Origin of the sequence: Actinomyces sp. Z5, assembly GCF_003287795.1 — a bacterium.
GTDB lineage: Bacteria > Actinomycetota > Actinomycetes > Actinomycetales > Actinomycetaceae > Actinomyces > Actinomyces glycerinitolerans.
On sequence record NZ_QMIN01000115.1, the window covers coordinates 40,205 to 52,134 of the forward strand.

Below are 11,930 nucleotides of genomic sequence, written 5' to 3' on the forward strand. Positions count from 1 at the left end.
TTGAGTTTGGCGGTGGCCTCGTACAGGCCGTTGATGTAGGTGGCTCCCAGGGCGCGGTCGTACAGCGGGTAGCCGGGGCGGCCGGTCTCGCCCCAGATCATGCGGCCGTGGTCGGGGCGCACGTAGACGTCGGGGCAGGTGTCGTAGATGGCCTCGACGATGGCGGCCATGTCCAGGCTGCCGTCGGCGGACAGGTGCTGCGCCTCTTGGAAGTGCTTGGGGCCCAGGTGCTTGACATTGCGCACGTGGGCGGCGGCGATGCGGCCGCGCTCACCGAATTCGCGGAAGATCGCGGGCACGTCGTTGTCCGGGTTGGAGCCGAGGGACCCGGAGCACACGCACAGGGAGTTGGCCGGGGAGTCGACCAGGCCCACGATGGCGTCCAGATCGTCCCGGTTCTTGCACACGCGCGGCAGGCCGAACAGGTCCCAGGCGGGGTCATCGGGGTGGACCGCCAGGCGGATGCCGACCCTTTCACAGGTGGGGATGACGCCCTGAAGGAAGTAGCGGTAGTGCTCGCGCATTCGGGCGTGATCGATGCCCTCGTACAGGGCGAGCACCTCCTCCAGCCGGCCCAGCCGCTCGGGTTCCCAGCCGGGCAGGGTCAGCCCGCCGGAGGCGCGCTCGGTCATGGCGACGATCTCGCGCGGTCCCATGCCCTCGACGTCGGCGTGGTTGTAGTACAGGCAGGTCGAGCCGTCCTCGTTGCGGTGGTACAACTCGGTGCGCAACCAGTCGAACACCGGCATGAAGTTGTAAATGACCACCTTGATGCCGAACGCCGCCAGGTTCTCCAAGGTCTGGCAGTAGTTGGCGATGTAGGCGTCACGGCTGGGCAGTCCCAGCTTGATGTCCTCGTGGACATTGACGGACTCGATCACCTCACACTCGAGGCCCTGGGCGTGTACCCGATCCACCAGGGCGCCGATGTCCTCCCGGCTCCAGACCTCGCCCGCGGCGTACTGGTCCAACACCCCCATGATGCCGGTCATGCCGGGTATCTGGCGCACATGCTCCAGGGGGATCGGGTCGTAGGCCTCCCCATACCAGCGGAAGGTCATCTTCATGGCAGCATCTCCTCCTCGATGGTGGTGCGCACGGCGCCGGGGCCGGCGAGTAGTCGCGCCAGCAGTGTCTCGATCTTGACGGCCAGCGGGGTGGTGTACAGGTCCAGGGCGAACAGGGTCGGGTCGGACAGGATGGGTCGCAGTGCGGCGTGGATGGCCGCGGCGTCGGCGCTCCCGCCCAGGGACAGACCGGCCACGTGGGCGTGCAGCTCCTCATAGCGCGGATCGGAGGACGGCGTGAAGGGCGCACCGTCGTCGGCAATGCCCGTCAGATAGCGGCACCACAGGGCGATCACCAGCGGGATGGCCGTCAGGCCGCCCAGGTCCAGGCCACGTTCGCGGTAGCGCAGCAGGGTCTGTCCGAAGCGGATCGGCAGCTTCTGCGAGGTGTCCATGGCGATGCGGGCCGGGTCGTCGGGCAGGTAGGGGTTGGTGAAGCGGGTTCCCAGGACCTCGGTGAGGAAATCCGCGGGGGCGACGACGCCGGGATCGGAGACCACCGGCAGGCCCTCGTCCCAGCCCAGGCGGCTGACCAGCGCTTCCAGGGCCGGGTCGCGCATCTCCGCATCAATCGTGGGCATCCGCAGTAGGCAGCCGGCGACGGCGAGAGCCGTGTGCAGCGGGTTAAGGCAGGTGGTGACTTTCATGTTCTCGAACTTGTCGCACACCTCGCGTGCGACCACGTGGGCGCCGGCCTGTTCGAAGGGCGGGCGGGCGGCGGCGAAGGCGTCCTCAATGATCAGGTACTCGGTGGGTTCGGCGTTGACGAAGCCGGCCATCGCGGTGCGTCCACGGGTGGCCAGCGCCATGTCGGTGAAGCCGAGCCGGGCCAGGTCGTCACTGACGGCCGGGCTGGGTCGCGGGGTGATCTTGTCGATGACGGTGATGGGGAAGGCGACGCGGGTCGGGTCGGCCAGCCAGGCGAGGAAACTCTCCGCCGCGGAGCCGGCCTGCACCCAGCCGCGGGCGATGACGGTGATCGCCTCTCGCAGCCGGTCGCCGTTGTGGCTGAAGTTGTCGCAGCTCATCAGGGTGATGGGGGCGCCGCCCGCCTCGTAGCGGGTCAGCAGAAGGGCCGCGAGCACCGCCATGGCGTGGGACTGGTAACCGTGGGGATCGGTGGCGACGGCGTCGGCGAGCTCTGGCAGGAGTCGGCCGGCGCCGTCGTGAACGGCGTAGCCCTTCTCGGTGATGGTCAGGGAGACAAGCGTGACCTCTGGATCGGCGGCGAGTGCGAACAGACGGGCGAGGTCGCCCTCGCGGCGGGTGACCAGGGCCTCGCACACCCCGGCGATGGCGCGCAGATCGCGGCCGCCGTCGGGGTTGAGCGTGACGCCGAGGGTGAGTAGGTCGTGGGCGCCGAGCCGGGCGTTGAAGCCGGCCGGGTCGGTGGTGACGACGGCGGTAATGGGCCAGTGGTGTCCGGCGGTGATGAGGTCGTCGGCGATACGGGCCAGGAAGACACGGAAGATATTGCCGGCACCCAGGTGGAGCCAGCGCGGACGGCGTCTCCCCGCGTCCTGCATGGCGGCGACATCGAAGCCGGGCGTGACGACACCCGCGTCCCGGAACGCGTCCCGATCCTGCAGACCCTCTATGGTCAGTTTCATGGGCGGATCGGCTCCTTTGCTGCGGACGCTACTGAATGCAGATTCTCTCCCGGACGGCAGCGATATCCCCAGTTGCCACGAGTTGCCAAAGACCACCCGACCGCCGTGGAGCCCTCCGGAGCCTGGGAGGCGTGCTACCGCCCCTCTGCTACGAGCTTTTGTGCTCTGCTGTGCACCTATTTGCCACACACCAGGGTGCAAAAGCTCGAAACAGATGACAAAAGCTCGCAGTAGGCGCTGGAGCAGGAAGTGCCTTCAGGCACGGACGCCGTCGGCCGCACCTTCACCCTCTGCTTCAAGTGGCAACAAACGGCAACTCGTAGGCGGATCAGGGACTAAGTTGTGGGATGGCAATGTAGTTCACCACACACGCCCCCGCAGAATCCACGCTCCACGACGGCGCGGTGGAGCAGGCCTCTGCGGGCGACAGACAAGGGAGCCCGCATGCTGTCCGTACGCAATTCCGCCTCGCGCACAGTCGTGTCCCTCGACGGGGTGTGGCGCTTCCAGCTCGACCCGGAGGACCGTGGTCAGGCCGAGCGTTGGTTCGCCACACCCCTGCCCGCACCGCGCCCCATGCCGGTGCCCGCCTCCTACAACGACATCACCATCGCCCCCGAAGTCCACGACCACGTGGGTCCTGCATGGTACGAGCGCGAGGCCGTCGCCCCGCACAATCTGGGCGAGGACCGACTGGTTCTACGTTTCGGCTCCGTGACCCATGAGGCGCGCGTGTGGGTCGACGGCGTCGAGGTTGCCCAGCACACGGGCGGTTACCTTCCTTTCGAGGCCGACATCACCGACCATGTGACGGCTGGGCGCGACTTCCGCATCACCGTGCGCGTGGACAATCGACTGTCCTGGCAGTCCATCCCCGTGGGCTTCCTCGCGGAGGACGCCCAGGGACGCACCGTGCAGCGTTACTTCCACGACTTCTTCAACTACGCGGGCATCCACCGCTCGGTCGTGCTTTATACCCGGCCGCGGATCGCCGTCACCGACGTCACCATCGTCACTGACTACGCCACCAGCCCCGAGGGCACCGCCGGACGCGTCACCTACACCGTTGAGGCGGAGGGCGCCGAGCACGTCCACGTCGTCGTCAAGGATGCCGCCGGTGCGGAGGTCGCCCATGCCGAAGGCGCCGCCGGGACGCTCACCATCGACAACGTAAACCTATGGCAGCCCGGTTCCGGCTACCTGTACACGCTGGAGGTGCACGCCCGCGGCTCCGCGGACGGCGGCGCGAGTGAGGACGTCTACCCGCAGCGCTTCGGCGTGCGCACCGTGACGGTGCGCGACTCGCAGTTCCTCATCAACGGGGAGCCGTTCTACTTCCGCGGCTACGGCCGCCACGAGGACAACCTGGTACGGGGCAAGGGACACGACCCCGCGCTCATGGTCCATGACTTCGAGCTGATGGAGTGGCAGGGCGCGAACTCCTTCCGCACCTCCCACTACCCCTACGCCGAGGAGGTCATGGACTACGCCGATGAACGCGGCTTCGTGGTGATCGACGAAACGGCGGCGGTCGGGCTGAACACGGCCATCATCGGCGGCTTCTTCGGGGGCGATCCGATTCCCTTGTTCAGCGAGGACCACGTGAACGCACATACGCAGGCGGCTCACGCCGACCACATCCGCGAGTTGATCGCCCGAGACAAGAATCACCCGTGCGTAGTGCTGTGGTCGCTGGCCAACGAGCCGGAGAGCAACACCGAAGCCTCATTGCGATACTTCGAGCCTCTGGCCGCCGCGGCCCGGGAAGCGGACCCGAACCGACCGGTCGGCTATGTCAATGTGATGATGGGACAGCCCGCCCAGGAGCGGGTGGTTGACCTGTTCGACGTGGTCATGCTCAACCGTTACTACGGCTGGTACGTGAACAACGGCGACCTGCCGGCCGCCGAGGCGGGACTGCGAGCGGAGATCGACGCCTGGATCGAGCGGGCACCGGGCAAGCCGATCCTGTTCACCGAGTACGGGGCCGACACGCTGTCCGGTATGCGGGATCTGCTGCGCCGCCCGTGGTCCGAGGAGTTTCAGGTGGACCTGCTGGCCATGTACCACCGCGTCTTCGACGCCTACCCGCAGATCGTGGGTGAGCAGATGTGGAATTTCGCCGACTTCCAGACCGGGACCGGCACCACCCGAGTCGGCGGCAACAAGAAGGGCATGTTCACCCGGTCGCGGGAGCCCAAGCAGAATGCCTTCGTGGTGCGAGACCGTTGGCTGGGCAAGCGGCGCCGCCACGAGTGTTGACCCGCTCACTCGCTTCGGACTCCCGGCCGCGACAACGCGGCACCGCCCGCCACTCGGAAAGGAGCACGCTTGCCAACCACAGTCTCGGACGACGACACCACCGCCTTAGCCGACGTCGACAATGCCTCGACGCGTCCACAGGGCGCAGAGGAGCGCGGGCGTGACAAGCCCATCACGATCTACGACATCGCCGCCGCGGCTGGGGTTGCGCCATCGACCGTGTCCCGCGCGCTGACCCGCCCCGGCCGGGTGTCAACCGAGACCGCCGACCGCATCTACGTCGTCGCCGAACAGTTGGGCTACAAGCGCACTCGGCCCCGCCGTCCCGCCGGCTCCGCGGAGGAAACCTATGTGATCGCGCTGGCGATCGCCGACGTCGGCAACCCCTTCTTCAGCCGCGTCATGATCGGCCTGCAGGAGTCGGCGCGCGCCAACGGTTACACGGTGCTGCTGGTCGATTCCCGGGAGAACGCCGCCCAGGAGCGGGCCGCCATCGGGAAGGTACTGCACCTGATCGACGGGATCGTCCTGGCCTCCTCCCGCATGAGCAACTCGGCGATCCAACAGTTCAACCGGGCCGTGCCCGTGGTGTCGCTGAACCGGCAGGTTCCCGGCGTCACCTCGATCCTGTCGGACTCCGTACAGGGGATGCGCGCCGTCGTTGAGCACCTGGCCGCCCACGGGCATAGCGAGCTGACCTACCTGGCGGGGCCGCCGGACTCATGGTCCAACGGCACTCGCTGGGAGGGGCTGACCCGCGCCTGTCATGCCCTCGGCCTGCGCCCGCGCCGGATCGGGCCCTTCTCCCCCACCATCGGCGGTGGACTGCACGCCTTGGAGACGTGGGGCCGCCACCCGACCAGTGCCGTTGTCGGCTACAACGACCTCCTGGCGATCGGCTTCATGAAGGCGGCGGTCGCTCGCGGCCTGCGCGTGCCCGAGGATGTATCGATCATCGGCGTGGACAACGTGGACCTGTCCGCCCTGACCAACCCGGGGCTCACCTCCCTGGCGGCCGGGTCGCGGCGGCTGGGCATGCGGGCGGCGACGGCGATCGTCGGGCACCTGCGCCACCGGTCCCAGCCGCAGCCGGCCGTCACCATGCTGGAGATGTCCCTGCAGGAGCGGGAGAGCGTCGGGCCGGCGCCCGTGGCGCCACCCGTCCTGCCGCCCGTCACCTGAGCCCGGCCTCCCCCGCCCGACGACGGCGCCCCCTTGCGGGAGCAGCCCGTAACCGACATCGTCGTCGGCCGCCATGCCCCAGTATCAGCACCAGTTACCAAGGAGACCACCGTGTCCGCCCCAGTCCAGCCACTGACCCTTAACCCCGACCGGCTGCTGCCCGCCGACCCGGCCACCCGCGCGGTGGCCCGCGAACTCCTGGCGGAGGTGGCCGACGCGCCGATCATCTCCCCGCACGGGCACGTCCCACCCGAGTGGCTGGCCCAGGACGTCTCCTTCGCCGACCCCACCAGCCTGTTGCTCACTCCGGACCACTACACCAACCGTTTGCTGCACTCCCTGGGCGGGGTGGAACTGGAGCAACTGGGTGTCCCGGTGGGCAGCGAATTGAGCCCGGAGAGGTCACGGGCGGCATTCCGGCTGCTGTGCGAGCACTGGCACCTGCTGGCCGGTACCCCGGTACAGACCTGGTTCACCGAGGTCTTCCACGACGTGTTCGGAGTGCGGGTTCGACCGTCGGCCGCCACCGCGGACGCGATCTACGACCAGATCGACGCCGCCCTGCGCACGGAGCCGTTCACGGCGCGGGCACTGTACGAGCGTTTCAACATCGCGGTGCTGGCGACGACGGACGATCCGTGCTCGGACTTGGCCGCCCACCGCGCCCTGGCCGCCGACCCGGATTGGAACGGCCGGGTGATCCCGACGTTCCGCCCCGACGCCTATCTGGAGCCGGCCCGGCCCGGCTGGCGGGAGTTGACCGAGGCGCTGGGGCAGGCGGCCGACCAGGAGGTTTCCACCTATGCCGGGCACGTCGAGGCGATGCGGCGCCGACGGGCCTTCTTCAAGGCCTGTGGCGCGGTCTCCTCGGATCACTCGCATGCGGATGCGGGCACACAGCGGCTGGAGGACGCGGAGGCGGAGGTGCTGTACGCGCGCGCCCTGGCGGGACGGATCGACGCCGCCGACGCCGCCCGGCTGCGGCGCCACATGGTGAACGACCAGGCGCGGCTGGCGGCGGACGACGGGTTGGTGATGACGCTGCACCCGGCCGTGTACCGCAATCACGACTCCGGGGCACTGTCCCGGTACGGCGCTGACGTGGGCGGGGACATTCCCACCTCGGTGGAGTTCACGCGTGCCCTACAGCCACTGTTGGACGCCTACGGCAACGCCGACGGCTTCCACCTGATCCCCTTCACCATGGATGAGACGGTCTACTCCCGCGAACTGGCGCCACTGGCCGGTTGGTACCGGGCCGTGTACGTGGGGGTGCCGTGGTGGTTCATCGACGAGCCGGATGCGATCACGCGCTTCCGGGAGGCGACGACGGGTTCGGCGACCTTCTACAAGACCTCCGGCTTCATTGACGACACCCGGGCCTTCTGCTCGATTCCGGCGCGCCACGGCATCGCGCGCCGCTGCGACGCGGGCTTCCTGGCACGACTGGTGGTCGAGCACCGGCTGAGTATGGATGAGGCGGCTGCCGTGGCCCACGATCTGGTGGACGCGATCCCCCGCCGTGCCTTCAAACTGGACTGAGACGGCGACTCGGTCCCAACAGACGCGGGGCAGCCGGCATGAGCCGTTTGGGAGATGGCGCTTCACAAGCCGAGACAGCGTCCCACAGCTTGCGGAGCGACCACCCGCTGGTAGGCCCACCCCAGTATGCGCGGTTGGCGAGCCGTGTGCGCCTTGTGCGCGGCACCCGGTGCCGCTGCCATGCGTCGCCAAGGGCCACGACCCTCGATCCGGTGCCCGCATAACTCCGACAACTCGAACGAATCGCCGTCGGCCACCAACACCGCCAGCCCGAGGACGTCCCGGGTTCGCCCAAGACGTCCTCGTCGGCCCGAAAACGACCTCCCACGCCCGAGAACGACCACCTCATCGCAGCACTCCGCCCCTAAGCACCACACCCACCGATCCGAATAACCGCTTTAACTCGAGCGTCGACCTTGCTTCTAAATAAGACCGCTTCAGGGGCAAGACATGGATCGGCGATTTCATCCGCAACCGCAGCGGGCGCGTATCAAGCCGTAGCGGGCCCCCAAGCGCCCGCGCGTCGCAGCGCCTCAGGCTCCGTATTGCTGCGGCGGGACGGCATCGGCGGCGGCGCGAGCGGCCCGCTTCTGACGACGGCCGACGACGATCCCGCCAATGCCCACCCCGATGCCGACGACGGCGATCCCCAGGCCCGCGCGGCGCACCGGCAGCGCCGATCGATCGTATTCGAGGATGGCGTTGAAGTCCTCGACGCTTATGGGGCACTCCTCGCCGTCGACCTCAAATGTGTAGCCCGACAACGGATCATCAGGCCCAGCACAGCTGATGTCCGGTTCCGGCCCGACGTGCTCGACAAAGATCATGGCGACCCCTGCCACGAACAGGACTACAGCGGCGATGTACAAATACCAACTCCTCATAACTCATAACCCTAGGAGGGCAAGCGCGCCTCACGCCAGTTGTCAGAACAAATCCGTGATGTAATCCCTCAGATGCGGCAGTAACCGCGACAGCCAACTGCGCCTTCATAACGGATTTGACAAGGAGGTGTCGTGCAGCTAACGTCGCAAACAGCTTGGGACCTACCTGAGGGTCACATAACCCCTTGGGCCGCTCCAAAGATGTTCCACCGCACGTTTTACACCCGACTTCAGAAGGAACGCAGCCGATGCCCGAAGGGTTCATTCATATCATCGCCGGCGATCTAGAGATGTTGGCGGCTCGCGCCGGGACGTTGGACAGCGACCTGCGAAGCATGGATCCTGACGGCGCCCTGAGCAGCATCGGGGCTGCTATGCCAGGCTCACTCACTTCCGGAGCGGTGACTGCGGCCGCCGCCTCACTCAAGGACTTGACCGATGCCCTGGGCAGTCGGTACGCGGACGTCGGCTCGGGCACCTCCGAGTTGGCATCCGCTCACCGTGCGAATGATGCGGCCATGGCCGAGCTGACCCCCAGGACCACCTCCGGTTCAGCCTTGCAGTGGGCGATTGAGAAGGGGTTGGCCTGAGCGATGGCGACGTGGGCAGACATCCGTACTTGGAGTCCCGACGGCGTGGCCGAAGCCTCGGACTCGCTCAGGACAATGGGCACGCACCTGTCATCTCTACACGAAGATGCCGAGTTGGCACTGGGCCAGGTGGCCTCGCGGTCTTCGGGCGTCAACGCCATGCGCGCGGCGCTGCGCTCGAGCATCGCCGAACACAGCGAGCTTATCGCGCGGGTCGGCTCGCTCCAGACCGCCACCGCCACCGCCTGCGACGGGCTGGTCGCGGTTCGTCGTCAGGTCTTGGCGTGCCAGGACTACGCCGGCGCCAATCCCAATTTGTCCTTGGCCGATGACGGAACTGTCACCGCGATCCTCCCCACGACGAGCAACATGTCCGCCGCTACGGCAGCAACCACGACCGGCGGCTCCGCCGGTGGGACGACGGCCGATGCGAAACTCATCCAGTCCCAGGCCGATGAACTGGCCGGAATGGTGGCAGCCACCGTCACCCTGGCCAACCAGGTCGACGCCGACTACGCCCAGGCACTCAATTCAGCCACGCCGAATCCGCAACCAGGACCATCACCTAAGCCCGACCCCAATCCAAATCCGCGTTCTAACCCGTCCCAGGTCGGAGGAGACACCGCCACCCGGAGTTCCCGCTCCGGACGTGTGGTGCCCAGGGGCAGCGTGCCGAGCGGGAAGGGAAACTCAGACGGCAACACCAGTAAAACAGGCCTGGGCGATCCGGTACCCGGCGAACACGCCGACATGCCGGGTGTAGACCCATGGCAGTATCCGGGCGACACTCCGGACGAGGGATCTGGCCCGCACGGACAACGCGACGCCACCCTGCGAGATCACCTAGTACACGAGGGGGCAACGCTTGCCGCACGTGCACTCGAGGATACATGGCCAGACGCCGCAGCTAATTTGAACCACTATCTGGATAACACCGGAACGCCGCAATACATAAACGTTGACGGCATGCTCGATGACTTGTCCAGCTTGGACGAAGGCTCACAGACTGAGGTCACTCGCGCGGTCAACGCTGCGGTAGACGACTATAAAGCCTCCGGGGCGACCGGTCCGATGACCTACCCTTTCAACACCGATTGGACGTCTGGCTACGCTCAACAAAGCGAGAGCGAGAACTGGTTTTATGCGACGGGTGGCTACCAGTACTGCACAGAAGGCACCGTAACCGTATACCCGCCAACCGACTCCAACTCAGATTACACTTACTCTTACGACTACCGGGTACACGTGGCCGATCGGTACAACTGGGACCGCAATAAGGACACACCGATAGGTCCCGCGAATATAACCGATGCCGAAATGCAGAAGCTGCATCAGGCGGGCATGGCTCAGGAGTACGATCTGGTCGGTAAATCATCAGTGCAGCACGGGACTGGGCCATGATCAACGCAGCGAAACCACGGGCTACGCTCGGTGTCCTACTCACGAGCGCGCTGGTGCTGTCGTCCTGTGGAGCAGTATCAGGCTCGCGCGACGCCACACCCACCCAGTCTATCGCTACCCAGGAGGCCACCATGACATCCACCCAGCAGGAGGGCGCCCCCTACCCGGCGGACATGGAGCACCTGGATGACATACTATCCATCGGGCAGGGACACGAGCTGCCCGAGAACGCCGAAGTTCTCTCAGTCTCCCCAGCCGTGAACTTCGCCGCCAGCTACCCCGGAGGCTGGGGCTACATCATCGCCTTCACATCCGAGGATCAAGCCATACGCGACTACGTTTCAGAGCAGACAGGCCACCCAGGCGAATACATATCTGGCCCGAATGCGAAGCAAGGCAGAGACGGCTTAGAGGACGTCGATTTGAGTTCGATTTCAGACCCCTGGGATTTAGGTTTCGGCGGCGACGCAATGTTGCTGCTTGAGCGGCCGCTGGGGCGTGGCTGGCTCATTATCCGCGGCGCGCCCCGCTGACGCTCATGCGGTTACCCATGCCGCCAATCCCTGTCTCCAAACGCACCCGCATGTTGCGCGTGGAATCACGACGAGTCTCCGGCTTATTCGCCGCTGTCCTGCTCGCTGGAGCCTTGGCGCTCTTGGCCTGTGGCGCGACGTCAAACTCACGTAGCACCTCACCCACGCAGTCAGTCGCAACCCAGGAGGCCGCAGTGACAGCGAACCAGCAGGAGGGCGCCCCCTACCCGGCGGACATGGAGCACCTGGACGACATCCTGTCCATCGGCCAAGGACACGAGCTACCCGAGAACGCCGAAGTCCTCTCGGTCTCCCCAGCCGTAAACTTCGCCGAAAACTACCCCGGAGGCTGGGGCTATATCATCGCCTTCACCGCCGAAGACCAAGCCATCCGCGATTACGTTACCAACAACACCGGTTACCCCGGAGAACACGTCGAGAGCTATCCTGAAGCAAAACAATCCGGTGGCGGCTTAGAGGACATAGACATCAGCACCATCACTGAGCCGTGGCGTACTGGATTCGCAGGCGACGCTGCGCTACTACTTGAACGACCGCTCGGGCGTGGTTGGCTGATCATTCGTGGCGCGCCGCGCTGACACCATGACCCCTGCCCCTTTCCCGGCCGGCGCTCACATGCCGGCGGCGAAGCGACAGCATGGTGAACTGCACCGGGTTTGATGGAGGCAGTGAATACACGGAAGGATCACTGCCGGGAGTGCTACCCGTGGAAGTATCCCGAAGAGGGCTGCGAGAGCGGGCTACCAGGATGGGGTGTGCAGGGGCCCGTCGGGGGACCCCGGAGTGGTCTAAGGGGGCGGGCCTGGAAGATCGGCGAGGAGCTGGGCGCCCCGCCCCG

Annotated in this window: 10 protein-coding genes; 7 read left to right on the top strand and 3 right to left on the bottom strand. The window is 66.6% G+C overall.

Features of this window, described 5'->3' with window-relative positions:
• A partial coding sequence (gene uxuA / locus DRB06_RS15485; protein WP_111820431.1) for a mannonate dehydratase occupies positions 1-1,067 on the bottom strand: 1,067 nt, incomplete at its 3' end.
• On the bottom strand, positions 1,064-2,677 hold the full coding sequence (locus DRB06_RS15490; protein WP_111820432.1) for a mannitol dehydrogenase family protein: 1,614 nt from the start codon (positions 2,675-2,677) through the stop codon (positions 1,064-1,066). The genes uxuA and DRB06_RS15490, both read right to left, overlap by 4 nt.
• A 444-nt stretch (positions 2,678-3,121) precedes the next feature.
• Here DRB06_RS15490 and uidA point away from each other — a divergent pair, with 444 nt between their 5' ends.
• The 3 genes from uidA (at position 3,122) to uxaC (ending at position 7,663) form a co-directional block, all read left to right on the top strand.
• A complete protein-coding gene (gene uidA / locus DRB06_RS15495; protein WP_111820433.1) occupies positions 3,122-4,939 on the top strand; it encodes a beta-glucuronidase in 1,818 nt (605 codons plus the stop codon).
• Between the two features lie 69 nt (positions 4,940-5,008).
• Positions 5,009-6,121, top strand: coding sequence for a LacI family DNA-binding transcriptional regulator (locus tag DRB06_RS15500; protein WP_111820434.1), 1,113 nt, complete (start codon positions 5,009-5,011; stop codon positions 6,119-6,121).
• A gap of 111 nt (positions 6,122-6,232) precedes the next feature.
• Positions 6,233-7,663 carry a glucuronate isomerase gene (uxaC, locus tag DRB06_RS15505; RefSeq protein ID WP_111820435.1) on the top strand — a complete coding sequence of 477 codons (1,431 nt, stop codon included), beginning with the start codon at positions 6,233-6,235 and terminating at the stop codon, positions 7,661-7,663.
• A 533-nt stretch (positions 7,664-8,196) separates the two neighbouring features.
• Here uxaC and DRB06_RS15510 read toward each other — a convergent pair.
• Positions 8,197-8,532 (bottom strand): hypothetical protein, encoded by a 336-nt coding sequence (locus tag DRB06_RS15510; RefSeq protein WP_111820436.1) that lies wholly within the window; start codon positions 8,530-8,532, stop codon positions 8,197-8,199.
• Between the two features lie 263 nt (positions 8,533-8,795).
• On the opposite strand from DRB06_RS15510, the gene DRB06_RS15515 reads away from it, so the two are divergent.
• The 4 genes from DRB06_RS15515 to DRB06_RS15530 all read left to right on the top strand — a co-directional run bounded on the left by DRB06_RS15515 (position 8,796) and on the right by DRB06_RS15530 (position 11,670).
• Entirely contained in the window at positions 8,796-9,137 is a 342-nt protein-coding gene (locus tag DRB06_RS15515) for a hypothetical protein (protein ID WP_111820437.1), read from the top strand.
• Positions 9,138-9,182: 45 nt separating this feature from the next.
• On the top strand, positions 9,183-10,538 hold the full coding sequence (locus tag DRB06_RS15520) for a hypothetical protein (protein WP_258522296.1): 1,356 nt from the start codon (positions 9,183-9,185) through the stop codon (positions 10,536-10,538).
• Between the two features lie 131 nt (positions 10,539-10,669).
• On the top strand, positions 10,670-11,071 hold the full coding sequence (locus DRB06_RS15525) for a hypothetical protein (RefSeq protein WP_258522297.1): 402 nt from the start codon (positions 10,670-10,672) through the stop codon (positions 11,069-11,071).
• Between the two features lie 194 nt (positions 11,072-11,265).
• Positions 11,266-11,670, top strand: a complete 405-nt coding sequence (locus DRB06_RS15530; RefSeq protein WP_258522298.1) for a hypothetical protein — start codon at positions 11,266-11,268, stop codon at positions 11,668-11,670.
• Positions 11,671-11,930 lie beyond the last annotated feature (260 nt).